Origin of the sequence: Micromonospora auratinigra, from assembly GCF_900089595.1 — a bacterium.
Classification (GTDB): Bacteria; Actinomycetota; Actinomycetes; order Mycobacteriales; family Micromonosporaceae; genus Micromonospora; species Micromonospora auratinigra.
Map to the genome: position 1 here is coordinate 3,587,220 of NZ_LT594323.1, position 23,969 is coordinate 3,611,188.

At 73.9% G+C, this 23,969-nt stretch carries 22 protein-coding genes and 1 pseudogene; 6 read left to right on the forward strand and 17 right to left on the reverse strand.

Going from position 1 to position 23,969, the window contains the following annotated elements; translation table 11 throughout:
• Positions 1–60 precede the first annotated feature (60 nt).
• Positions 61–822: an SDR family NAD(P)-dependent oxidoreductase gene (locus GA0070611_RS15850; protein WP_091664891.1), complete on the forward strand. Its 762-nt coding sequence runs from the start codon at positions 61–63 to the stop codon at positions 820–822.
• A gap of 194 nt (positions 823–1,016) precedes the next feature.
• On the opposite strand, the gene GA0070611_RS15855 is transcribed toward GA0070611_RS15850, so the two are convergent.
• From GA0070611_RS15855 to hrcA, 3 genes are all read right to left on the reverse strand, one after another.
• Positions 1,017–1,751, reverse strand: a complete 735-nt coding sequence (locus tag GA0070611_RS15855) for a 16S rRNA (uracil(1498)-N(3))-methyltransferase (RefSeq protein WP_091664893.1) — start codon at positions 1,749–1,751, stop codon at positions 1,017–1,019.
• A 1-nt stretch (position 1,752) separates the two neighbouring features.
• The gene (dnaJ, locus tag GA0070611_RS15860) at positions 1,753–2,895 is read right to left on the reverse strand and encodes a molecular chaperone DnaJ (RefSeq protein ID WP_091664895.1); all 1,143 of its coding nucleotides are present in this window, start codon (positions 2,893–2,895) and stop codon (positions 1,753–1,755) included.
• 76 nt (positions 2,896–2,971) lie between these two features.
• The gene (gene hrcA, locus GA0070611_RS15865) at positions 2,972–3,994 is read right to left on the reverse strand and encodes a heat-inducible transcriptional repressor HrcA (RefSeq protein WP_091664896.1); all 1,023 of its coding nucleotides are present in this window, start codon (positions 3,992–3,994) and stop codon (positions 2,972–2,974) included.
• A gap of 228 nt (positions 3,995–4,222) precedes the next feature.
• Here hrcA and GA0070611_RS15870 point away from each other — a divergent pair, with 228 nt between their 5' ends.
• The gene (locus GA0070611_RS15870; RefSeq protein WP_091664899.1) at positions 4,223–4,909 is read left to right on the forward strand and encodes a DUF4870 domain-containing protein; all 687 of its coding nucleotides are present in this window, start codon (positions 4,223–4,225) and stop codon (positions 4,907–4,909) included.
• Between the two features lie 32 nt (positions 4,910–4,941).
• On the opposite strand, the gene hemW is transcribed toward GA0070611_RS15870, so the two are convergent.
• Positions 4,942–6,165 carry a radical SAM family heme chaperone HemW gene (hemW, locus tag GA0070611_RS15875; protein WP_197675718.1) on the reverse strand — a complete coding sequence of 408 codons (1,224 nt, stop codon included), beginning with the start codon at positions 6,163–6,165 and terminating at the stop codon, positions 4,942–4,944.
• Positions 6,166–6,184: 19 nt separating this feature from the next.
• On the opposite strand from hemW, the gene GA0070611_RS15880 reads away from it, so the two are divergent.
• Together GA0070611_RS15880 and GA0070611_RS15885 are read left to right on the forward strand one after the other, a co-directional pair.
• Entirely contained in the window at positions 6,185–6,970 is a 786-nt protein-coding gene (locus tag GA0070611_RS15880; protein ID WP_091672993.1) for an enoyl-CoA hydratase-related protein, read from the forward strand.
• Positions 6,971–7,075: 105 nt separating this feature from the next.
• Positions 7,076–7,942, forward strand: a complete 867-nt coding sequence (locus GA0070611_RS15885) for a hypothetical protein (RefSeq protein WP_197675719.1) — start codon at positions 7,076–7,078, stop codon at positions 7,940–7,942.
• Positions 7,943–7,987: 45 nt separating this feature from the next.
• Here the strand turns inward: GA0070611_RS15885 and GA0070611_RS15890 are convergent, their stop codons facing one another.
• The 8 genes from GA0070611_RS15890 to GA0070611_RS15925 form a co-directional block, all read right to left on the reverse strand.
• Positions 7,988–8,632, reverse strand: coding sequence for an MOSC domain-containing protein (locus GA0070611_RS15890; protein ID WP_091664904.1), 645 nt, complete (start codon positions 8,630–8,632; stop codon positions 7,988–7,990).
• 21 nt (positions 8,633–8,653) lie between these two features.
• Positions 8,654–9,484: a carbohydrate ABC transporter permease gene (locus GA0070611_RS15895; protein WP_091664906.1), complete on the reverse strand. Its 831-nt coding sequence runs from the start codon at positions 9,482–9,484 to the stop codon at positions 8,654–8,656.
• The gene (locus GA0070611_RS15900; RefSeq protein ID WP_091664909.1) at positions 9,481–10,467 is read right to left on the reverse strand and encodes a carbohydrate ABC transporter permease; all 987 of its coding nucleotides are present in this window, start codon (positions 10,465–10,467) and stop codon (positions 9,481–9,483) included. The genes GA0070611_RS15895 and GA0070611_RS15900 overlap by 4 nt, the downstream gene beginning before the upstream one ends.
• Positions 10,464–11,756, reverse strand: coding sequence for a sugar ABC transporter substrate-binding protein (locus GA0070611_RS15905; protein WP_091664911.1), 1,293 nt, complete (start codon positions 11,754–11,756; stop codon positions 10,464–10,466). The genes GA0070611_RS15900 and GA0070611_RS15905 overlap by 4 nt, the downstream gene beginning before the upstream one ends.
• A gap of 223 nt (positions 11,757–11,979) precedes the next feature.
• Positions 11,980–12,261, reverse strand: coding sequence for a GlsB/YeaQ/YmgE family stress response membrane protein (locus GA0070611_RS15910; protein ID WP_091664913.1), 282 nt, complete (start codon positions 12,259–12,261; stop codon positions 11,980–11,982).
• A gap of 387 nt (positions 12,262–12,648) precedes the next feature.
• Entirely contained in the window at positions 12,649–12,930 is a 282-nt protein-coding gene (locus tag GA0070611_RS15915; protein ID WP_091664915.1) for a GlsB/YeaQ/YmgE family stress response membrane protein, read from the reverse strand.
• A 316-nt stretch (positions 12,931–13,246) separates the two neighbouring features.
• Entirely contained in the window at positions 13,247–15,124 is a 1,878-nt protein-coding gene (gene lepA / locus GA0070611_RS15920) for a translation elongation factor 4 (protein WP_091664918.1), read from the reverse strand.
• A 140-nt stretch (positions 15,125–15,264) separates the two neighbouring features.
• Positions 15,265–15,801, reverse strand: coding sequence for a DUF4240 domain-containing protein (locus tag GA0070611_RS15925; protein ID WP_091664921.1), 537 nt, complete (start codon positions 15,799–15,801; stop codon positions 15,265–15,267).
• 39 nt (positions 15,802–15,840) lie between these two features.
• Here GA0070611_RS15925 and GA0070611_RS15930 point away from each other — a divergent pair, with 39 nt between their 5' ends.
• Together GA0070611_RS15930 and rpsT are read left to right on the forward strand one after the other, a co-directional pair.
• Entirely contained in the window at positions 15,841–16,947 is a 1,107-nt protein-coding gene (locus GA0070611_RS15930) for a phosphotransferase family protein (RefSeq protein WP_407940439.1), read from the forward strand.
• A gap of 348 nt (positions 16,948–17,295) precedes the next feature.
• Complete coding sequence (gene rpsT, locus GA0070611_RS15935) at positions 17,296–17,562, forward strand: 30S ribosomal protein S20 (protein ID WP_091664924.1); 267 nt, start codon at positions 17,296–17,298, stop codon at positions 17,560–17,562.
• Between the two features lie 101 nt (positions 17,563–17,663).
• Here rpsT and GA0070611_RS15940 read toward each other — a convergent pair whose 3' ends face one another.
• The 5 genes and pseudogenes from GA0070611_RS15940 to GA0070611_RS15960 form a co-directional block, all read right to left on the reverse strand.
• On the reverse strand, positions 17,664–18,131 hold the full coding sequence (locus tag GA0070611_RS15940) for a hypothetical protein (RefSeq protein ID WP_231921139.1): 468 nt from the start codon (positions 18,129–18,131) through the stop codon (positions 17,664–17,666).
• Positions 18,128–19,108 carry a DNA polymerase III subunit delta gene (gene holA, locus GA0070611_RS15945; RefSeq protein ID WP_091664926.1) on the reverse strand — a complete coding sequence of 327 codons (981 nt, stop codon included), beginning with the start codon at positions 19,106–19,108 and terminating at the stop codon, positions 18,128–18,130. Before holA ends, GA0070611_RS15940 begins: the two co-directional genes overlap by 4 nt.
• Before the next feature lie 142 nt (positions 19,109–19,250).
• A pseudogene (locus GA0070611_RS15950) lies at positions 19,251–21,581 on the reverse strand (ComEC/Rec2 family competence protein); the annotation flags it as partial.
• Between the two features lie 134 nt (positions 21,582–21,715).
• Positions 21,716–22,570 (reverse strand): ComEA family DNA-binding protein, encoded by an 855-nt coding sequence (locus tag GA0070611_RS15955; RefSeq protein WP_231921140.1) that lies wholly within the window; start codon positions 22,568–22,570, stop codon positions 21,716–21,718.
• Between the two features lie 530 nt (positions 22,571–23,100).
• Positions 23,101–23,955 carry a DegV family protein gene (locus GA0070611_RS15960; RefSeq protein ID WP_091664929.1) on the reverse strand — a complete coding sequence of 285 codons (855 nt, stop codon included), beginning with the start codon at positions 23,953–23,955 and terminating at the stop codon, positions 23,101–23,103.
• Positions 23,956–23,969 lie beyond the last annotated feature (14 nt).

A 23,969-nucleotide genomic window follows, 5' to 3' on the forward strand; every position in this document is an offset into this window, starting at 1 on the left:
TAAGCCGCCCGCCCGGGTCCGCTCGCGCGACCACCCGTCCCGCCCGGCATGATGTCCGGCGTGACGTCGAGGGCGGTACTGGTGACGGGGGCCTCGCGCGGCATCGGCCGCGCGGTGGCGCGGGCGTTCGCGGCGGGCGGGGACCGGGTGGCGATCCACCACCGCGACTCGGCGGAGCCGGCCGAGGCGGTGCGGGCCGGGCTGCCCGGCGAGGGACACGTGGTGGTCCGCGCCGACCTGACCGACCCGGACGCGGTCCGGGCCATGGTCGACGCGGCGGCCGACCGGCTCGGCGGCCTGGACGTCCTGGTCAACAACGCCGGCGTGTACGGCCCGCGCGACCTCCCGCACCCGGTCTTCGGCAACAGCTACGAGCAGTGGCGCGAGCAGTGGCGGCTGGTGCTGGAGACCAACCTCACCGGGGCCGCCAACGTCACATGGTGCGCGGCCCAGCACATGCGTGAGCGGGGCGGGCGGATCGTCAACGTGTCGTCGCGGGGCGCCTTCCGGGGCGAGCCGGAACAGCCCGCGTACGGCGCCAGCAAGGCGGGGCTGAACGCGCTCGGGCAGTCCCTGGCGCTGGCCCTGGCGCCGTACGGCATCGCGGTGGCGACCGTCGCGCCCGGCTTCGTCGAGACCGACATGACCACCACGCACCTGCACGGTGAACGGGGCGACGCGATCCGCGCCCAGTCCCCGTTCCACCGGGTCGCCCGGCCGGAGGAGATCGCCGCCGCCGTGCACTGGCTGGCCAGCCCGGAGGCGGAGTGGGCCTCCGGCACCATCGTCGACCTCAACGGCGCCTCCTACCTGCGCAGCTGAGGCCGGGCCCGGCCGCTCCACCGACTGGCGACAACCTGCACCTCGGGTCGCCTTTGCTCTGCTTCAACCCGCGCGACACTTTCGGCCGCCGAGTGTTGCGTCAGTTGAAGCAGAGCAAAGGCGGTGAGACGGTGTCGCCCAGCCTCCGGGCGCGGCAGACCGCCGGGCGCGGCAGACCGCCGCGGACGGACGGGCTACCAGCGGGCGAGGCGGGTCGCCAGGACGCTGAGGGCGGCCACGCCGGCCGTGGAGGTACGCAGCACCGCGGGGCCCAGCCGGACGGGGCGGGCCCCGGCCTCGCGGAACGCGGCCAGCTCGGGGTCGGCGATGCCGCCCTCCGGACCGACGACCAGCACGATCTCGCCGGTGGCCGGCAGGTCGGCGACGGTCAGCCGGTCCGGCGCCTCCTCGTGCAGCACGAACGCGCCGGCCGCCCCGGCGATCCGCCGGACCACCGCCTGCGTCGACTCGTCGGGCGTCCCGGCGACCACCGGCAGCCAGGCCCGGCGGGCCTGCTTGGCGGCCTCGCGGGCGGTGGCGGCCCACTTCTCCCGGGCCCGTACGCCCCGCTCGCCGCGCCACTGCGTCACCGAGCGGGACGCCGACCAGGGCACGATCTCGTCGACGCCCACCTCGGTCATCGCCTGCACGGCCAGCTCGCCCCGGTCGCCCTTGGCGATGCCCTGCACCACGACGATCCGGGGCACCGACGCGTCGACGTACCCCCGGGAAATGAGCCGCACGTCGAGGGTGCCCTTGCCGACCGCGTCGACCACGGCGGCGGCGGTGCCGCCCCGGCCGTCGGCGAGCAGCAGTTCCTCGCCGACCCGGAGGCGCTGCACGGTGGCCGCGTGGTGCCCCTCCGGGCCGTCGAGGGTCAGCGTGGCGCCGGCCGGCAGCGCGTCGACCAGGAACAGCGGTGCGGACACCTCAGGCGTGCCCGTTGAAGGCGTCGCGCATCCGGGAGAAGAAGCCGCCCTGCTTGGTCAGCTCGGCGACCTCCTCGCCCCGGGTCTTGGCGAAGTCGCGCAGCATCCGCTCCTGGTCGGCGTCGAGCTTGGTCGGGGTACGCACGTCCAGGTGGACGTAGAGGTCGCCCCGGCCGGTGCCGCGCAGGTGCGGTACGCCCCGCGCCCGCAGCCGCAGCGTGCTGCCCGGCTGGGTGCCGGCCTTGACGTCGACCGTCTCCTCGCTGTCCAGCGTCTTGATGGTCAGCCGGGTGCCCAGCGCGGCGGCGGTCATCGGCACGGTGACCCGGCAGTGCAGGTCGTCGCCCTTGCGGGAGTAGACGTCGTGCGGCCGCTCGTGGATCTCGACGTAGAGGTCACCGGCGGTGCCGCCGCCCGGGCCGACCTCGCCCTGCTGGGCGAGCCGGATCCGCATGCCGTCCTCGACGCCGGCCGGGATCTTGACGGTGAGCGACCGCCGGGTGCGGACCCGGCCGTCCCCGGCGCAGGTCGGGCAGGGGTGCGGGACGGTGGTGCCGTAGCCCTGGCAGACCGTGCACGGCCGGGCGGAGACCACCTGGCCGAGGAAGGTCCGCTGCACCGACTGCACCTCGCCCCGGCCGCCGCACGCCTCGCAGGTGGCGAGGTGGGTGCCGGCCGCCGTGCCCGCGCCGGAACAGGTGGTGCAGAGCACCGCCGTGTCGACGGTGATCGGCGCCTCGACGCCGAACGCGGTCTCGTTGAGGTCCAGTTCCAGGCGCAGGATCGCGTCGGCCCCCGGCCGGGTACGCGGGCGCGGCCCACGCGAGCCGCCGGCCGCGCCGCCGAAGAACGCGTCCATAATGTCCTGGAAGCCGACGAACGGACCGGCCCCGCCGGGACCGCCCGGTCCGGCGCCGCCGCCGCCCGGGGCGAGCGGGTCACCACCCAGGTCGACGATCTGCCGCTTCCGGTCGTCCGAGAGGACCTCGTACGCGGCGTTGATGTCCTTGAACTTCTCCTGGGCCTCCGGGTCCGGATTCACGTCCGGGTGGAACTGCCGCGCCAGCTTGCGGTAGGCGCGCTTGATCTCGTCGTCGGAGGCTTCCCGGCTGACGCCGAGAATGCCGTAGTAGTCCCTGGCCACTGCGTTCGGTGTCCTCGTGTTTCGTCTCGCGGTTGCGCCGGTCGGCGGCCGCAGGCCGGCCGTCGGCCCTGACTGGTCAGTTCTGGGCCAGCAGTTCGCCCACGTAGCGTGCCACGGCCCTCACCGTGGCGATGGTGCCGGGGTAGTCCATCCGGGTCGGGCCGAGCACGCCGAGCCCTCCGACGATGGTGCTGCCCGGGCCGTAACCCGTGCTGACCACCGAGGCGGCGCGCAGGTTGTCGATCTCGTTCTCGTCGCCGATCAGCACCCGGGTGGTGCTCGGCTCGGCCTCGCCGATGAGCTTGAGGAGCACGACCTCCTCCTCCAGCGCCTCCAGGATCGGGCGCAGCGTGCCCTGGAAGTCGAGCACCCCACCCCGGGTCAGGTTGGCGGTGCCGGCCAGCGCGATCCGCTCCTCGTGCCGCTCGACCAGGGTCTCCAGCAGCACGCTGGAGAGGGTGGCCATGGCCGGGCGCAGTTGCGGCGAGGACTCGTCGACCAGCGCCTGGACCAGCGGCGGGGTGTCGGAGAGCCGGCTGCCGACCAGCTTCTCGTTGACCAGGCGGCGCAGGTCGGTGACGTCCTCGGCGGGGATCGGGCCGGGCATCTCCACCAGCCGCTGCTCCACCCGGCCGGTGTCGGCGATCATGACCACCATCAGCCGGGTGGTGGAGATCGGCACCAGCTCCAGGTGGCGGACCTTGGAGCGGGCCAGGCTCGGATACTGCACGACGGCGACCTGGCGGGTGAGCTGGGCCAGCAACCGGACCGTGCGGTGCACCACGTCGTCCAGGTCGACCGCGCCGACCAGGAAGCGCTCGATGGCCCGGCGCTCGGCCGGGCTGAGCGGCTTGACCCGGGACAGCCGGTCCACGAACAGCCGGTAGCCGCGGTCGGTGGGCACCCGGCCGGCACTGGTGTGCGGCTGCCGGATGTAGCCCTCCTCCTCCAGCACGGCCATGTCGTTGCGGACGGTCGCCGGGGAGACACCCAGCTGGTGACGCTCGACCAGGGCCTTGCTGCCCACCGGCTCCTGCGTCGCGACGTAGTCCTCGACGATCGCGCGCAGCACGGCGAGCTTGCGGTCGTCGAGACCCATCTCCCCACCTCCTGACGCACCTCGGCCGGACGGGCACCCGGAACCAGGCCGGGCGCCTGGCACTCGACTGTAGCGAGTGCCAGTCTACGTCGGCGTACCCGCCGACGCGATGATCAGCGACGGACCCCCGGTGCGGCCCGGGGCACACCCCGCCAGAGCCGATCAGCCGGAGAACCCGGGCGATGTCGCTCTGGTGCGGGCTTGCGACCGGCACCTACCGTGACGTCCATGACTGAACCTCCTCGCCCTCCCGGAGCGGGAGACCCCGGCGCCGAGCCGCCGGAGGCGACCCCGTCGTCGTCCCCGTACGGCCCGTCCGCGTCGGACGAGCCCACCGCACCACTGTCCGGGGCACCCGGCGGGGGCGGCTATCCCCCGCCCGGTGACTATCCGCCGCCCTCCGGCGGGCAGCCGCCGTCGGGTGGCTATCCGTCCGCGGGCGACTACCCTCCGCCAGGTGGCCAGCCCCCGCCGTCGGCGGGCGGTTATCCGCCGCCGGGCGGCTACCCCCCGCCGGGTGTCGGGTACCCGACCGGTGGTGGCTACGGCCCGCCGGCCGGCTACCCCACCAACGACGACAAGACCTGGGCGCTGATCGCGCACTTCGGCGGCCCGGTCGGCGTGGTGGTGGGCGGCAGCCTGCTCGGCTGGGTCGCGCCGCTCATCGCGCTCAGCGCGAAGGGTCAGCAGTCGCCGGTCGTGCGGGCGCACGCGGTCGCCGCGCTGAACTTCCAGCTCACCTGGGTCATCGCGCTGCTGGCGAGCTTCGTGGTGGCCGTGGTCACCTGCGGGTTGCTCTTCTTCATCCCGATCATCGTCGCCCTGGTGCCGCTCATCTTCGGCATCATCGGCGGCGTGAAGGCCACCGAGGGTGTCCTCTACCGCTACCCGATGAGTTACCAGTTCGTGAAGTGACCCGGTCCCGGGCCCGGCGTCGCCGGGCCCGGTCAGGGCAGCAGGTCGCGGACCACCGCGTCGGCCAGCAGCCGCCCGCGCAGGGTCAGCACCGCCCGGCCGGCGGCGTACCGGTCGGCGTCCAGCAGGCCGTCGGCGAGCGCCCGGCCGGCCGCCGCCCGCCCCGGCTCGTCCAGCCCGGCCAGCGGCAGGCCGTCCGCGAGCCGCAGCCGCAACATCACGTCCTCCATGTGCGCCTCGGCCGGGGTGAGCAGCTCCCGGGCCAGCCCCGGTGACTCCCCCGCCGCCAGGCGCTGCGCGTACGCGCTCGGGTGCTTGACGTTCCACCAGCGCACCCCGCCGACGTGGCTGTGCGCGCCCGGGCCCAGGCCCCACCAGTCGGCACCGGTCCAGTAGAGCAGGTTGTGCCGGCACCGGGCCGCCTCGGAGCGGGCCCAGTTGGAGACCTCGTACCAGGAGAACCCGGCCGCGTCGAGGGCGGCCTCCGCGGCCAGGTAGCGGTCCGCGGCGACGTCGTCGGAGGGGTACGGCAGCTCGCCGCGCCGCATCCGCGCGGCCAGCCGGGTGCCGTCCTCCACGATCAGGGCGTACGCGCTGACGTGGTCCACCCCGGCCGCGACCACCTGGTCCAGCGAGGCGGCGAAGTCCTCGGCGCTCTCCCCCGGCGTGCCGTAGATCAGGTCCAGGTTGACGTGGTCGAACCCGGCGTCGCGGGCCTCCCGGGCGGCGGCGGTGGCCCGGCCGGCGCTGTGCTGCCGGTCCAGGATCGCCAGCACCCCCGGCGCGGCGGACTGCATGCCCAGCGAGATCCGGGTGTAGCCGGCGGCCCGCAGCGTCCTCAGCGACTCCGGGGTTACCGTCTCCGGGTTCGCCTCGGTGGTCACCTCCACGTCCGGGGCCAGCCCCCAGGTGCGGTCGATGCCGTCGAGGATCCGGGCCAGGTCGTCGGCGGGGAGCAGGGTGGGCGTGCCGCCGCCGACGAAGACGGTGTCCACCCGGGGTGGCGGGGATTCGCCCAGCACCCGCCCGGCCAGGGCCAGCTCGGCCAGCACCGTGTCGGCGTACGTCTCCCGGCTCGCCCCACCGCCCAGCTCGGCGGCGGTGTACGTGTTGAAGTCGCAGTAGCCGCAGCGACTGGCGCAGAACGGGACGTGCACGTAGACGCCGAAGCCGCGGGCGCCGACGGCGCGACGGGCGGCAGCGGGCAGCGATCCATCGCGCGGAACGGATTCGCCTTCTGGAAGAGCGCCGGGCATGGCCACTAGTGTGCCCGGCATGACCTCTCCGGACGCTCTCGTGCGGGTCGCCACGGCCCGTGGGGTGACCACCCTCACCCTGGACAGCCCGCACAACCGCAACGCGCTCTCCACCCCGCTGATGACCGAGCTGCTGGCCGGGCTGGCCGCCGCGGTCGCCGACGACGCGGTCCGGGCGATCGTGCTGGACCACACCGGCCCGGTCTTCTGCTCCGGGGCCGACCTGAAGGAGACCGCCGCCGCGTACGCCAGCGGCACGGTGCCCGCCGGGATGCTCGGTGACGTGCTGGTCGCGGTCCGGGAGTGCCCGAAGCCGGTGCTGGCGAAGGTGGCCGGGCCGGCCCGGGCCGGTGGCCTCGGCCTGATCGCGGCGGCCGACCTGGCGGTCTGCGCCGAGGAGGCGACGTTCGCCTTCACCGAGGTCCGGATCGGGGTGATCCCGGCGGTGATCTCGGCCACCGTGCTGCCCCGGCTGCACCCGCGCGCCGCCGCCGAGCTCTATCTGACCGGGGACACCTTCGACGGCCGGCGGGCCGCGGAGATCGGTCTGGTCACCGCCGCGGTGCCGGCGGACGGGCTGGACACCGCCGTGCGGGGCTACTGCGCCTCGCTGGTCAAGGGCGCGCCGACGGCCCTGGCCGGCGCGAAGGAGCTGCTGCGCCGGCCGGCCGCCACCGACCTGCGGGCGGAGATCGCCGAGTTGGCGGCCCTCTCCACCGGGTACTTCCTCTCCGACGAGGGCCGGGAGGGCGTCCTCGCCTTCCGCGCGAAGCGGCCCGCCGCCTGGGTGCCCACCGGAGACTGAGGGAACGCGGGCGTGGCGGGGCGGTGACCGTGCGGAGGTGAGCCGGTCGGACGACCCGATTCGCCCATTCGGACACGTACGCTTGCGGGCGGTCGGGTACAGGAGGTGCGGGTGCGGACTCGGGCGGCGATCGTGGCAGCCGGCGTGGCGGTGTGCGTGCTGGCACTGCTCGGGGTGTACGTCGTCATGCAGCAGTTCGGGCACCAGCTCCGCCTGCCGATGGCCAGCCGCAGCTGCACCGTCGAGGCCGACGGCAGGGTCGTGCTCGGCGCCGACCAGATGGCCAACGCGGCCACCATCGCGGCGATCGGTGTGCAACGGCAGATGCCGGAGCGGGCCGTGGTGGTGGCGCTGGCGACCGCGTACCAGGAGTCGCACCTGCGCAACATCGCGCACGGCGACCGGGACTCGCTGGGGCTGTTCCAGCAGCGCCCGAGCCAGGGCTGGGGCACCCCGGAGCAGATCCGCGACCCGCGCTACGCGGCGGAGAAGTTCTACGCCGCGCTGAAGAAGGTCAAGGGCTGGCAGCAGCTGCGGGTCACCGAGGCCGCGCAGCGGGTGCAGCGGTCGGCGTACCCCGAGGCGTACCAGAAGTGGGCCGACGAGTCCGAGGTGCTGAGCCGGGCGCTGCTCGGCCACGCCACCGGCGCGGTGGCCTGCACGGTGGGGCCGACGCCGACGATGCGCGGCCCGGCGGCCGCCTCGGCGCTGGTGCAGAACCTGGCCCTGGACTGGGGCCTGCCCGGCCTGGCCGCGCCGACCGACCTGACCGACTTCACCGTCCCGGCGACCGACGACCGCAACGGCTGGCGGTACGCGCACTGGCTGGTGTCGCACGCCGACGACCACGGGGTGAAGCGGGTCCGCTTCGGCAACCTGGAGTGGACCGCCGAGCACGGCACCTGGGCGAAGGTGAAGGGCGGCGTGGCCGCCCCGAGCCAGGTGCTGGCGGAGGTCTTCGCCGCCACCTGAGCCGCGGCGGGCCGGTCCGGCCGGGGCCACGCCGAGGCGGTGCCGTCAGGCCGGGGCCACGCCGAGGCGGCGGCGGACCTTCTCCCGGATCGGCTCGGGCAGCTCGGGCACGTCCAGCAGCGCCGGCAGCAGCTCGGGTTCGAGGGTGGTGGCGCGGAAGACGTACCCGACGCTGACCCCGTGGGCCGGCCGGTCCACCACCTGGACCGGGTCGCCCGCGCCGAGCTCGCCCTCCCGCAGCACCCGCAGGTACGCCCCGGGCGCCGCCCGTGCGGTGAACCGCTTGATCAGATCGGGTACGCCCCAGAACCCGGCGAACGTGGTGCACGGGGTGCGCGGCTTGGTCACCTCCAGCAGGGCGGTGCCGACCGCCCACCGCTCGCCGATCACCGCCCCGGTGACGTCCACCGCGTACGTGCTGAGGTTCTCGCCGAACGCGCCGGGCGGCAGCGACCGGCCCAGCTCGGCCGCCCACCAGCCGGCGTCCTCCTCGGCGTACGCGTAGACGGCCTGGTCAGGGCCGCCGTGGTGGGCGCGCTCGCCGATGAAGTCGCCGGCCACGCCGGTGAACCGGACGGCCACCGGACCGTCGACCGGCCGCTTGTCGATGCCGCTGCGGCCGCTCGCGTCGCCCGCCCACTCCGCCTCGGTCACCGTGCCGAGGTTCACCGCCGTCAGCCTGCCCGTCATGGCGGTGAGCCTAGTCGGCGCTCAGCCCTTGACCGCGCCGGCGACCAGGCCGGAGACCATCCGGCGCTGCACCAGCAGGAAGAACACGATCACCGGCAGGGTGAACAGCGTGGAGGCGGCCATCACCGAACCCCAGGCGGTGTCGTCCCGGCCGAAGAAGAAGGTCATCGCCACCGGCAGGGTGTACCGGTCCTGGTCGTTGATGAACGTCAGCGCGAAGATCAGCTCGTTCCAGGCGGTGATGAAGGAGAAGATGCTGGTCGCCACGAGGCCCGGCGCGACCAGCGGGAAGAGCACCTTGCGGAAGGTCTGCGCCCGGCTGGCCCCGTCGATCGCGGCGGCCTCCTCCAGCTCCTTCGGCACCGCGGCGACGAAGCCACGCAGCATCCAGACCGCGAACGGCAGCGAGAAGCCGAGGTAGGTCAGGATCAGGCTGGGCAGCTGGTTGTAGAGGCCGAGCCGCTGGATCATCAGGAAGAGCGGGATGACCAGCGCCTCCAGCGGGATCATCTGCACCACCAGCAGCAGGATCAGGAAGGTGGTGCGCAGCCGGAACCGGAACCGGGCCACCGCGGTCGCGGCGAGCAGCGCGACGAAGCCGCTGAGCAGCACGGTCGCCACCGCGACCAGCACGCTGTTGAGGAAGAAGTCGACGAAGGTCACGCCCGGGATGAGGTTGCCGGTGAGGATCTCCCGGTAGTGCTCCAGGGTCGGCGCGGCGGGCACCGGCCGGGGCGTGGCCGAGAAGATCTCCCGGTTGGGCTTCAGCGAGGTGGCGACCATCCAGTACACCGGGAACGCGGCGAAGAGGGCCACCAGCAGACCGGCCCCGTTGAGCGCGATCTTCTTCACGACTCGTCCTCCTGCCGGAGCACCATGCGGACGTACAGGGCGGTCACGACGAGCAGGATCAGGGTCAGGATCACCGCGATCGCCGAGCCGAGGCCGTACTTGGGCGGCGGCGAGAACGCCTCCGCGTACGAGTAGATGGAGAGCATGAAGGTCGACCGGTCCTGGGTGCCGCCGGCCAGCACGAACTGCTGGGTGAACACCTTGAAGTCCCAGATGGTGGAGAGCACCACCAGGATGCCGAAGACCGGCCGCAGCATCGGGAAGGTGACCGACCAGAAGACCCGCCACGGGCCGGCGCCGTCCACCCGGGCGGCCTCCTGGAGCTCGGTCGGCACGCTCTTCAACCCGGCCAGCACGCTCACGGCGATGAACGGGAACGAGTGCCAGACCACCACCAGGGTGAGGATGGCGAAGAAGAGCAGCGGGTCGTTGAACCAGCCGTAGCCGGTCCAGTCACTGCGGCCGAAGAGCGTCGTGGAGAGCCCGTCCGGAAGCTTGTTGAACAGCCAGGTGACCAGGCCACTGGTGTCGTCGAAGATCCACTTCCAGACGATGGTGCCGGTCAGCGCCGGGGTGGCCCAGGCCAGCATCACGCAACTGGCCACAAAGGTGGCCATCTTCTTCCCGAGCCGGTTGAGCAGCAGCCCGACCAGGGTGCCCAGGATCATGGTGAGCACCACGTTGGCGGCGGCGAAGAGCACGGTGTTGCGCAGCACCGTACGGAAGAACGGGTCGCTGAGGATCTGCGTGTAGTTGGCCAGGCCCACCCACGGCCATTCGCGGTCCCCGCGCAGCTGCCGGACGCTGTCCAGCTTGAAGAAGGACATCCCGACCACCTGGCCGAGCGGCCAGAGCAGCAGCCCCGCGATGATCACCAGGCAGGGCAGGAGCAGGACGTACGGCAGGTGGTCCACGCGGCGGCGCCGCCGCGCGGGGGTCTCCCGCGCGGCGGTCGTGCCGGTGGCCTCGGTCAGCGTGCTCACTTGGCGTTGAGGATGCTTTCCATCTCGGTGGCCGCGTCGGCGGTTGCCTTCTCGACCGTCTTCTGGCCCTTGATGACCGAGCTGTTCATCGCCTGGGTCACCGTCTTGGTCCGGCTGACCTCGACCCACTTCGGGGTCAGCGGGGTCAGCTTGGTGTTCTGCATGGCGGTCGCGAACGAGGCCATCACCTTGTCGTTGGCGTAGTTGCCGCCGCTGACCAGGTCCTTGTACACCGGGAAGAAGCCGAGGCTGCTGGCGAACTCCTGGTCCTTCTGCTTGCTCAGCAGCACGGTCAGGTAGTCCCAGGCCAGGTCCTGCTTCTTGCTGTCCTTCCAGAGGGCGATGTCGGAGCCGCCGGCGAAGGCCGGGGCCGGCTTGCCGTCCGGACCGGGGATCGGGAACGTCCCCCACACCTTCTCGATGTCGGGGTTGTCCTTCTTCATCGCGCCACCCTGCCAGCTACCGGCGAACGCCATCGCGGCCTTGCCGGTGGCGAACTGGGTACGGGCGTCGACCTCGTTCCAGCCGGCGGCGGCCGGCGGGGCGACCTTGTGCACGGTGACCAGATCGGTCCAGAACTTGACCGCCTTCTGCGCCTCCGGCGTGTTGTAGCCGGACTTCCAGCTGTCGCCCTGCTTGGTGGCGATCTCGGCGCCGGTCGACCAGAGGAAGGAGTAGAACGGCAGCTCAGAGTTACCGGGCAGGGCGATGCCGTAGGTGCCCGGCTTCTTGGCCTGGACGGCCTTGGCGACGGAGACCATCTCGTCCCAGGTCGTCGGCGGCTTCACGCCGGCCTCGGCGAACCAGTCGGTGCGGTAGTAGACGGCGCGCACGCCGGCGTACCACGGGACGCCGTACTGCTTGCCGTCCAACTGGGCGTTCTTCACCAGGTCGGGGAGGATGTCCTTGCCCTCGGACCAGCCGTTGAACTTGCCCGAGACGTCGGCGAGGGCCTCCTGGGCCGCCCAGCCCTGGGTCTCGGTGTTGCCCAGCTCGGTGACGTCCGGCCCCTCACCGCCGGCGAGCGCGGCCTGGAACTTCTTGGGGGCCTCGAGCCAGGGGATGTACTGCACCACCACGTCGGTGCCGGGGTGCTTCTTCTTGAACTCGGCCTCGACGCCGTCCAGGAACTTGGTCTGGGCGTCGCCGCCCTCGCCCATCATCCAGACCGTCAGCTTGCTGTTGTCCGCGGCCTTGTCGTCATCCCCGGAGCCACCGCATCCGGACAGCACCAGCGCGGCCGAGGCCACGATGGCGGTGACCGGAGCCAGCCGCTTCCACCTGTTCACGCCATATCTCCCTCGGGCCGTTTGGCACTAACCTTCTCCGCCGCACCTTAGTAGGAAAATTTCCTTTACAACAGGGGGTAGGTACGGCGACCAGCCGAGGCGACCGTATCGCAGCCGACCGCCCGGCCGGCAGGGGTGCCGTCCGGGCAGCTCAGGGCGGACACACGCCAGCGGGCGCCCGACCCTGAGGTCGAGCGCCCGCTCAGCGTTGCGGGGGTGTGCGTCAGTAGCGCGAGACGCTGCGCCGACGGCCCACACCGGCCACCAGGGCCACGGCGATGGCGGCCAGCACGACCTGCACCAGCAGCTCGGTCCAGTCGATGCCGGCGGTCTCGGTCGCGATACCCAGGGCCCGGGCCAGCACGGTACCGAGCAGCGCGGCGCCCACGCCGATCAGCATGTGCAGCCAGATCGGCATGTTCTGGCGGCCCGGAACGACCAGGCGACCGAGCGCACCGACGATCAGACCAACGACGAGAGCGGTAAGGATGCCCCAGACGGTCATGGTCGTTTCCTCCTCGAAAGATCTGTCACACGGGGGTCGTGTGTCTGCTGTCGTGACCGGTAAGTTCCCGACCGCCCAAAAATCCAAACCGACTTCTGTAATGAACCCTGGAAAGGCGCTCTGACCAGCGGTTCTATCCGACCGCTCGCGATCCGACGGCACTCTTCCGCATCGAGCATGGTCAGCGCCGGAACCTCTCCGGGAGCGCTCCCCGCCCCACCCCCGGCATCGACACCCCTCCACCCGCCAACGGCCCGTGGAGGGGCGTGGGGGCGGCGGCAGGGTGCGGGGGTCGGGCCGGGCGGCTCGGCGCGGGTTCCGTGGACACACGCCAGCGGGCGCCCGACCGTGAGGTCGAGCGCCCGCTCAGCGTTGCGGGGGTGTGCGTCAGTAGCGCGAGACGCTGCGCCGACGGCCCACACCGGCCACCACGGCGACGGCGATGGCGGCCAGCACGACCTGCACCAGCAGCTCGGTCCAGTCGATCCCGGCGGTCTCGGTCGCGATACCCAGGGCCCGGGCCAGCACGGTACCGAGCAGCGCGGCACCGACACCGATCAGCATGTGCAGCCAGATCGGCATGTTCTGGCGGCCCGGAACGACCAGGCGACCCAGGGCGCCGACGATCAGACCAACGACGAGAGCGGTAAGAATGCCCCAGACGGTCACGGTCGTACTCCTTTGAAGTAGTTTCACACATTCTGTGTGGTTCCTGTCGTGACCGGTAAGTTCCCGAGCCGCCAAAAAACCAAACCGACTCAGTTCGCGACCAGCGCCCACCGGAGCCGTCCCGACCCTGCGTCGATTCCCCCACAGGGGACGATCGCGCAGGTCGAAGGGGGCATGGACGGTGCGCCGGCCGGCCCGGCGGGCCCGGAAAAAATCTCCCCGGGTACGCGGAACGGCCGGCGTCCCGCGCCCTCGGCACCCGGAGAACGGGTCGTCGGGGCGGGACGCCGGCCGGGTGCCGACGTCGGGAGGGGACCTACTTCTTCCCGGCGGGCTTGGCGTCCCCGGAGTCCGAGGAGAGCGCCGCGATGAAGGCCTCCTGCGGGACCTCCACCCGGCCCACCATCTTCATCCGCTTCTTGCCCTCCTTCTGCTTCTCCAGCAGCTTGCGCTTACGGCTGATGTCACCGCCGTAGCACTTGGCGAGCACGTCCTTGCGGATGGCGCGGATGGTCTCCCGGGCGATCACCCGACTGCCGATGGCGGCCTGGATGGGCACCTCGAACTGCTGACGCGGGATCAGCGTGCGCAGCTTCGCCGCGATGGTGGTGCCGTAGTTGTACGCCTTGTCCTTGTGCACGATGGCGCTGAACGCGTCCACCGGCTCACCGTGCAGCAGGATGTCCACCTTCACCAGGTCGGACGCCTGCTCACCGGAGGGCTCGTAGTCCAGCGAGGCGTACCCCTTGGTGCGGCTCTTCAACTGGTCGAAGAAGTCGAAGATGATCTCCGCGAGGGGCAGCGTGTAGCGCAGTTCCACCCGGTCGGCGGAGAGGTAGTCCATGCCGAGCAGGCTGCCCCGCCGGCCCTGGCACAGCTCCATCACCGCACCCACGTAGTCGTTGGGGGTCAGCACGGTGGCCCGGACCGTCGGCTCGTACACCTCGGCGATCTTGCCGGTCGGGTACTCGCTCGGGTTGGTCACCACGATCTCCTGGCCGTCCTCCGTGATGGCCCGGTAGACCACGTTCGGCGCGGTGGAGATGAGGTCGAGGTTGAACTCGCGCTCCAGCCGCTCCCGGATGATCTCCAGGTGCAGCAGGCCGAGGAAGCCGCAGCGGAAGCCGAAGCCGAGCGCACCGGAGGTCTCCGGCTCGTAGACCAGGGCGGCGTCGTTGAGCTTGAGCTTGTCCAGCGCCTCGCGCAGGTTCGGGTAGTCCGAGCCGTCGATCGGATAGAGGCCCGAGTAGACCATCGGCTTCGGGTCCTTGTAGCCGCCGAGCGCCTCCTTGGCCGGGTTGCCGTTGATGGTGACCGTGTCACCGACCCGGGACTGGCGGACGTCCTTCACGCCGGTGATCAGGTAGCCCACCTCGCCGACGCCCAGCGCGTCGGCCTTGACCATCTCCGGCGAGATGACGCCGATCTCCAGCAGCTCGTGCACCGCGCCGGTGGACATCATCTTGATCCGGTCGCGGGCGCTGATCCGGCCGTCGATCACCCGGACGTAGGTGACCACGCCCCGGTAGACGTCGTACACCGAGTCGAAGATCATCGCGCGGGCCGGGGACTCCGCCTCGCCGACCGGCGGGACGAACTGCCGGACGATCTCGTCGAGCAGGTAGGGCACGCCCTCCCCGGTCTTGCCGGAGACCCTGATGCAGTCCGCCGGGTCGCCGCCGATCAGGTGGGCCAGCTCCTCGGCGTACTTCTCCGGCTGGGCCGCCGGCAGGTCGATCTTGTTGAGCACCGGGATGATGCGCAGGTCGTTCTCGAGCGCCAGGTAGAGGTTGGCCAGGGTCTGCGCCTCGATGCCCTGCGCGGCGTCGACCAGCAGGATCGCGCCCTCGCAGGCGGCCAGCGAGCGGGACACCTCGTAGGTGAAGTCCACGTGGCCCGGGGTGTCGATCATGTTGAGCACGGCGGCCTCGCCGGCCCGGTCACCCTCGCGGATCGTCCACGGCATGCGGACGGCCTGGCTCTTGATGGTGATGCCGCGCTCGCGCTCGATGTCCATCCGGTCCAGGTACTGCGCGCGCATCTGCCGGGGGTCGACCACACCGGTGAGCTGCAGCATCCGGTCGGCCAGGGTCGACTTCCCGTGGTCGATGTGGGCGATGATGCAGAAGTTCCTGATGCGCGCCGGGTCGGTGGCACCAGGAGCGTTCGCGCCGGGATCGAGCGTCGGTGGCACAGCGGTCCGTTCTGGTCGGCTGACGTGAGCGGGCCGACGCGACGCCGGCCCCCTCTATGCTCCCACGTCCGCCGGGGCACGCCGGGGCTCCCCCGGCACTCCTGGCACCGCACTCCTCCGGCGGGCCCGCTCCCGCCGGTTCACTCCTCCGGCGGCTCGACGAAGAGCGCGGCCAGCTTCGGCAGGTGCCGACGCGCCTGGTCCTCGTCGTCGAAGTCCCAGAAGTCGTTCAGGTCGGGCGCCGCGGCCGGCTCGCGGACCGCCGGCAGCTCGGTCGCGGTCGCCTTCCGGTACGCCTCCCACGGCACCGCCAGCATGTCCGCGCACTGGAAGTCCTCGCCGCTGAGCGCGGCCGAACGCACCCGGGGCAGCTCGGCGAGGGAGTCGGGATCCCCCACCGCCCGGGCGAACACCGCCCGGCCCTGGGTCATCAGCCAGCCCCGGAAGTGCTCGAAGCCGTCGTCCGACGCTCCCCCGTTGATCAGGTAGGCCGCGCCCCACAGGTCGACCTTGTGGGAGGCGGCGAGCACCCGGCGCTGGTGCTCGGCGTACCCGACGATCTCCGCCGGGTCCCGCTCGGCGAGCAGGGCGACCGCCCGGGCGGCGACCGCGACGGCCTCTCCCCCGGCACCGGCGCGGGCCTCGTCGATCAGCTGCCAGAAGTCCTCGGTCCTCATGGCCTGGCAGTCTCCCAGACGTCCCGTTCCATGCTCGTGATGCTGCCCGAGCCGTACGACAATCACGTCGTGGCCGCGATCTCCCTGCCCCCGGTGCCGTACGACGGCACCGCCGTCCGCCCCGGCTGGGCGGCGCTGCCGGCCGGCCTGCGGGACGCGATCGCCGCGCGGATCGGCGGGCCACCGACCACGGTCCGGGTCGCCGGTGCGGGCTTCACCCGCGGCTTCGCCGCCCTGCTCACCGGCCCCGACGGGGAACGGACCTTCGTCAAGGCGGCGGCGCTGGACGGGCAGCGGCACCTCGCCGACTGGTACTTCCACGAGGCGAACGTGCTGGCCCGGCTCCCCGCCGACCTGCCGGTCCCCCGCCCGCGCTGGGCGCTGGCCGAGGCCGGCTGGTACGCGCTCGCGCTCACCGCCGTGGACGGCCACCTCCCCCGGCTGCCCTGGAACCCGGCCGAGCTGGACGCCGCCCTCGGCACGTACGCGGAGGTGGCCGCCGCGCTCGCCGACCCGCCCGCGCCGCTCCTCGCGCTGGAACTGCCCCACCTGGCCGACCTGGCCCGCGACGACCTGCTGTCCTGGCGGGACGTCGCCGCCGGTCGCGCGCGCCTGCCGTGGGACGCCCCGCCGGGTCGGCTCCCCTCCGCCGCCCCGGCGGGCACCACTGCCCCGGCCGCCTCGCCCGAACCCGTCGAGGCCGGTCGGCAGGGGCCGGGCCGGCCGCCGCACGTGCCGCTGTCCGCGCTGGTCACGCTGGAGTCCCGGCTGCCCGGGTACGCGGCCGGCGGCGGCCTCGCCCACGGCGACCTGCGCGTGGACAACCTGCTGATCGGCCACGACGGCCGGGCCTGGCTCTGCGACTGGACCTGGCTGTGTCACGGTCCCGCCTGGTTCGACCTGGTCAGCCTGCTGATCACCGGGTACGCCAGTGGCCTGGACGCCGACGCCGCGTTCGCCGGCCACCCGGCGGCGGCACAGGCCCCGGCCGACGCCCTCGATGTGACGCTGGCCGCACTCTCCGGCTACTTCCTCACCAGCGCGACGGCGGGACCGTCGAGCGCCTCCCCGCACCTGCGTGCGCACCAGCGGTGGAGCGGCGAACAGGCGTTCTCCTGGCTGGCCGCCCGACAGGGCTGGACCTGACCCCGGCCGGACACGGCGGACGGCACAGGCACCCGGCGCCCACGGCCGGCGGGCCCGGCGCCCACGGCGGGGCGGGGCCGGTACCCCACGGCGGGGCGGGGCCGGTACCCCACGGCGGGGCGGGGCCGGTACCCCACGGCGGGGCGGGGCCGGTGCCCGCTCAGGGCACCTGTCAGCCCGCCGGACCGCAGGTCACCGGCGGGTCGACGGGTCCTCCCCGGGGAGCGCCGGCCGAGGCGTTTTGGCTCGTCCGGGCCGACCTGGTAACCTGGCTTTTCGCGCGGCGATGACGCATGCTCGTCGTGCGCGAAAGCAGACCAACCCGAGCTATCAAGACGAGGCTGTCGCGTGGCGAACATCAAGTCCCAGATCAAGCGCAACCGGCAGAACGAGAAGCGCCGGCTGCGTAACAAGTCGGTCAAGTCGTCGCTGAAGACCGCCATCCGGAAGTTCAACGAGGCTGCCGAGGCGGGCGACACCGAGCAGGCCGCGGTCCTCATGCGTGAGGCCACCCGCAAGCTGGACAAGGCTGCCAGCAAGGGTGTCATCCACGCCAACCAGGCGGCCAACCGGAAGTCGGCGATCGCCAAGCGCGTCGCGTCGTTCTCGGCCTGACCAGCGCCAATACCTGACCGGAAGCCCTGGGGTCACCACCCCGGGGCTTCCGTCTGTGTGCGTGCCCGGGCCACCCCGACACCCTCCGGTGCGGTACGTGGTCAGTCGGCGCGGTGGGTCCGGGCCGCGCCGCGCCCGGCCCCGTCGGGGCGGCGCACCGGGTCGACGCGGTCGACCGGCCGGGTCACCGGCTCACCGGAGCGCGGCACGCCGGGCAGCGCCCGGACGGTCACCGGCATCCGGGCCCGACCGACCACCGGCTCCAGTTGCCGGCGGAAGCGGTCCCGTTCCTGCTCGGGCACCTGGGCAGCGGTCCGGATCACCACCTCGGCGACCACGTCGTTGAGCTTCACCATCGCCGCGACCACCGCCGGTAGCACCAGCACCGCCCACCAGCTGACCAGTTCGGCGAGGGCGAGCAGCGCGGCGAGGGCCACCGCGCCCTCGAAGAAGAGGAAGCAGAGCACCCCACCGGGGTTGACGAAGCGCAGCCCCAGCACCCGGGCGTAGAGCGGCCGGTACCGCTCCTCCGGGCTCGGCACGGTCGCCCAGGACTGCGAACGGGTCACCGGGCGCCGCCCTGCCGGGCCGCGGCGACCGAGAACACCGCCCGCTCCAGCGCGTACGCCCGGTCGTCGGCGCCGCCCTTGACCGCCGCGTTGCACTCGGCGGCCGCCCGCATCGCCTCGACCAGCCCTTCCGGGGTCCAGCCGCGGGCCCGCTGCTGCGCCTTCTCGATCTTCCAGGCCGGCATGCCGAGCTTGCTGGCGAGCTGGAACGGGGTGCCGCGTCCGGCGGAGGCGACCCGGGCCACCGTACGGACCCCGTCGGCGAGCGCGTCGGCGATCGGCACCGGGTCGACGCCGACGTGCAGCGCCCAGCGCAGCGCCTCCAGGGCAGCCGGCACGTCACCCACCATGGTGGCGTCGGCGACGGTGAAGCCGCTGACCTCCGCGCGGCCCCGGTAGTACCGGGCAACGGTGTCCGCGCCGATCCGGCCGTCGGTGTCGGCCAGCAGTTGTGAGCAGGCGGCGGCGAGCTGGCGCAGGTCGTTGCCGACGGCGGCGACCAGCGCATCGGCCCCGTCCGGGGTGCACTTGCCCCCGTTGCGGCGGATCTCGTCCCGGACGAACGCGGCCCGCTCCCGGTCGCCCTTGAGCTTCGCCGCCGGCACGACGGTCGCGCCCGCGGCGCGCAGCCCGTCGGCGAACGCCTTCCCCTTCGCCCCGCCCGGGTGCAGCGCCACGAGCTGCACCTCCGGGTCCGGGTTCTTCGCGTACGCCAGCAGCGCGGCGGCCAGGTCCTTGCGGGCGTCCTGGGCGGACCGCAGGACGAGCACCCGGCGGCCGCCGAACAGCGAAGGGCTGAGCATCTCGGCGATCTCGCCGACGGCCAGCGAACCGGCCTCGTACTCCCGGACGTCCACGTCGGGGTCGACGCTGCGGGCCCGGGCGACGGCCTCGCTGACCGCTCGCGTGGCGAGCAGCTCCTCGTCGCCGAGAACGAGCAGAATGGGAGGCAGGCTGGCGGGGGTCACGCCGCCCATACTCGCACGGGCGCGAGGCGGATCGTGCCTGCTCATCGGGGACTGTGACGGCACGGCCCGCACTCAGCGCAAATCCAGACATTTGAGTCGATCCACCCGCTATCCCTTCAAGCTTCTCGGCGCTGAGCGCCATCGCCCGGCGGCCCGGCCCGAGCCCCCGGGTCACCACGGCCAGGCCGGCCCGGTCGCGCACCGCCGCCACGTCGCCGTCGGTGTCGGTACGCAGCACCCGGGCACCGGTGCGGCGCAACCGGTCCAGCAGGCCCGGGTTCGGGTGCCCGTAGTCGTTGCCGACCCCCACCGACACCAGCGCGACGGCGGGACGCACCGCGGCCAGGAACTCCGGATCCTGGTACGCCGAACCGTGGTGGGCCACCTTGAGCACGTCCGCCCGGAGCGGAGTCGCCGGACCGGCCTCCAGCAGGGCGCGCTGCTCCTCGGTCTCGGCGTCGCCGGCCAGCAGGATCCGCACCCCCGCCACGGTGGCCGCCAGCACCAGCGAGTTGTTGTTCGGGTCCGACCGGCTGCCCCGCAGCGGGTACGGCGGCCCGAGCACGGTCAGCGCCACTCCCCCGGCCCGCCACCGCCAGCCCACCGGCACCGTACGCAGCCCGGCGGACCCGGCGCGGGCGGCTTCGCGTACCTGGGCGACGCCGAGGGGCGGCTCGGCCCACTCCGGGGTCACCACCGCCGCCACCCGTCGCCCCCGGAACACCCCGGCCACCCCGCCCACGTGATCGGCGTGGAAGTGGCTCACCACCAGCAGCGACACCTCCCGTACGCCGAGGCGGCGCAGGCACCCGTCCACGCCGGACGGCTCCGGGCCGGCGTCGACCACCACCGCCCGGCCGGCCGCGACCGGGAGCACGACGGCGTCCCCCTGGCCCACCGCGCAGGCCACCACCACCCAGCCGGGCGGCGGCCAACCGGGGGCGAGCAGCCGGACGGGCAGCGTGCCGAGCACGACCGCGGCCACCCCGACCGCGACCAGCCGGCGCAGCAGCGGCCGGCGGGTGGCCAGCAGCAGACCCACGGTCAACGCGGCCAGCAACAGGGCACCGGTCGTCCCGCCCGGCCAGGGCAGCGTGCCCGAGGGCAGCCGCGCGCCCTGCCCGGCCACCAGGACCAGCCAGCGGGCGGGCCAACTGGCAAGCCAGGCGAGGAACTCGGCGCCCGCCGGCCAGGCCGGGGAGAGCACCGCGGCGGCGACCCCGAGCACCGTGGCCGGCGCGACGGCCGGCACCGCCAGCAGGTTGGCCGGCACCGCGACCAGGCTCACCGTCCCGGACAGCCCGGCGATCACCGGACCGCAGGCGAGCTGGGCCGCGGCCGGCACGGCGAGGGCCTCGGCCAGCCCCGCCGGTACCCGCCGCCGGCGCAGGGCGTCCCGCCAGCCGGGGGCGAGCAGCAGCAGGCCGCCGGTGGCGCACACGGAGAGCGTGAAGCCCGGATCACCGGCGAGCTCCGGGTCGACCAGCACCAGCACGGTGACCGCCGCGGCGAGGGCGGGCAGGGCGGCCCGGGGCCGACCGGCGGCGAGCGCGGCCAACCCGATCGCGCCCATCGCCGCGGCCCGGACCACGCTCGGGGAGGGCCGCACCAGGATGACGAAGCCGACCAGGGCGAGCAGGCAGAGCACGGCGGCCGTCCGGGGCCCGGCCCGGGCCCAGCGGGCCAGCAGCAGCACCGCCCCGACGACGATGGCCACATTGGAGCCGGACACGGCGTTGAGGTGGGTCATGCCGGTGGTCCGGAAGTCCTCCTCGACCGCCGGGGGCAGCCGGCTGGTGTCCCCGACGACCAGCCCGGGCAGCAGCCCGCCCGGCTCGTCCGGCAGCGGCGCGCAGGCACGTTGCAGGCCGGTACGCAGCGCGCCCGCCGCCCGTTGCGGCCACGGTGGCAGCCCGTGCCGGACGGGCGGACCGGTGGCGGTGAGCACGGCGGCGGTGAGGTCGCCACCACGCGGGGCGGCCAGCCGTCCCCGGGCGGTGACGCGCTGCCCCGGCAGCAGGGTGCGCCATTCCGGGTCGGTCGCCAGCACCAGGCCACGGACCGGGCCGGTCAGCCGACGGCCCTCGGGGTCGGTGAGCCGACGCAGGTCGGCGCCGAGCAGGAGGGTGACCGACCGGCCCGGCGCGCCCCGGACCGGACGCGGGTCGTCCCGGACCACCAGTTCGGCGGTGACCACGGTCCGTTCCTCGACGAGGGCCCGGACCGCACCGGCGTCGCGGACCGCCACCCGGGCGGCGGTGGCGGTGGCCCCGCACACCACGCCGAGCAGCGCCGCGACGGCGATCCAGCCGAACCGGCGGACCGGGACGGCGGGCCGGCCGAGCCGGCCGGCGAGATGCAGCCCGAGCAGGACGGCCAGGGCGGCGGCGATCCCGGCCAGGATGGCGGACTGCCCGGCGGTGCGGTGCAGGCCGGCCAGGGCGGCGAGCCAGGCGGCCCCGGCGAGCCCGGCCAACCGCAGGTCGGGTGGGTCGGCAGCAGCGCCGGCCGGCCCGTTGGGGAGGTTGGCGGCGGGCGGCCCGTCGGCGGCAACGGCCCGTCGTGGGTCGGGCGCACCGGTGGCGGCCGCCCGACGGTCCGGCGTGCGCCGCGGCGTCACACCGTCACCAGGTCTTTGAGCTGTTCGTACCGGGCGTCGCCGATGCCGTCGACCTGGCGCAGGTCGGACACCGACCGGAAGCCGCCGTGCTGTTCCCGGTGGTCGAGGATGCGCTGGGCGAGCACCGGGCCGACGCCCGGCAGCGCGTCGAGCTGGGCCAGGGTGGCGGTGTTCAGGTTGACCGGCCCGCCCGCCACGCCGCCCGACCCCGCGGCCCCCGCCGCCGGTCCGGCCGCGCCGGGCGGGGCGGCCGGGGCGGCGACACCGACCAGGATCAGCTCGCCGTCGGTGACCTTCCGGGCCGGGTTCAGCAGGGCCACGTCGACGCCGGGCAGCGCCCCGCCGGCCGCGTCGAGCGCGTCGGCGACCCGGGCCCCGGCGGGCAACCGGACCAGGCCGGGCCGGCGTACCTTGCCGGCGACGGCGACCACCACCTGGGCGGCGGCGTTGGACGAGCCGACCGGCGCGGGCGACCGCTCCGAGGTCTCGGGCGCCGCGACCGGCCGGACCGGTTCGGCGTGCGGGCGGGACCGCCAGGCCCAGACGCCGGCCACCAGCACCACGACGGCGGCCACCACGGCGAGGGCCCGCACGCCCCGCCGGCCGGGGTCGAACGCCCCCGGCCCGGGCAGGCGGGTCGCCGGGCGACCGGTGCCCTCGGCCTCGATCCCGACAGCCGGGCTGTCGGCGGTGGCGGCCCGGCCATCCGGCGTGACGGGCCGACCGGCGGCGGCGCCGACCGGGCCGTCGGACGTGGCCGGCCAACCATCAGACGTGGCGGCCCGACCATCAGACGTGCCGGTCAGGTCGCCGGGAGCGGAGGCGGCCGGGGCCGAGCCGTGCCCCACCACGGCGTCGAGAACCCGGGGCGAGGTCGGCGTACCGCCGCGAACAGGGTCGGACGGCCGGGACGGTGGCCGGTCCGGCCGAGGCGACGTCCTCGGCGGCGACCCGGCCGGCTGGTCGGCTCGGCGCGGCGCTCCCATCGGTGCCGGGCCGGCCCCGGGCGACCTCGCCCCGGACGGCACCCGTCCGTCACCGGTGACCCGGTCGGTAAGCCGGGTCGGCGCGGCAGGTGGCGGCTCCACCGGATCGAAGAGCCGGGAGAGGCGTAGCCGTACCCTCGCGTCCTCGTCGTCTGGCACGGCTCGGGACGCTACGGCGGCGGCCGGCGCACGGTCAGCGGTGCGGGCGTCGCCTGTGGACGACGGTCCGGGTTGTGGACCGCGACCTGATCATGCCTCCGGTGTGCTAGCGGGTTGCGAGGGGGCGAGCTGCCGCTGCCACTGGGCGCGGGCGAGCCGGGTGCCGTGCACCAGGACCATCGGCGGACCGTCCACGGTGTCCAGTGTCGTCGAATGCCGGGCGCGCGGCGGCCGGGTCAGCCCACCGGACGGCGGTGGACGACCACGCAGGCCAGGCCCGGTCCGGCGTGCGCCGCGACCACCGCCCCGGCCTCGGTCACGTACGTGTCGCGCAGCCGGTCGCCGAGGCGTTCGGTGAGCGCTTCGACCAGCTGTCCGGCGCGCTGCGGGGCGGCCAGGTGGTGCACCGCGAGGTCCACCTCGCCGTCCCCGGCCGCCTCGACCGCCAGGTCGACCAGGCGGGCCACGCCCCGGCTGGCGGTACGGACCTTGTCCTTCAGCACGATCGCGCCGTCCGGCATGTGCATGATCGGCTTCACCGAGAGGGCGGTGCCGAGCAGCGCCTCGGCCGCGTTGATCCGGCCACCGCGCCGCATGAACTCCAGTGTGTCCACGTAGAAGTAGATGGTGGTCCGCCCGATCGCGTCGACCGCGGCGTCGCGTACCCCGGTCAGGTCGGCTCCCCCGGCGGCGGCCGACGCGGCGGCGAGCGCCGGGAAGCCGAGACCCATCCCGGTGGAGCGGCTGTCGACCACGGCGACCCGGTCGCCGAACTCGGCGGCGGCCAGCCGGGCCGCCTCGACGGTCCCGGAGAGCTCGGCCGACAGGTGCACCGACACCACCGCGTCGGCGCCCTCGGCGAGCAGCGCGCGGTAGACCTCGGCGAACTGCTCGGGTGCCGGCCGGGAGGTGCTCACCGAGACCCGCCGGCCGCCCAGCACGCGGGTGGCGTCCGCCGGGAACGTCTCGACCCCTTCCAGCCCTTCCGCGCCGTTGAGCACGACGGTCAGCGGGACGACCGTGAGCCGGTGCGCCCGCACCAGTTCGGGCGGAAGGTAGGCGGTGGAGTCGGTGACGACCGCGACGGGCATGCCCGGCACGCTAG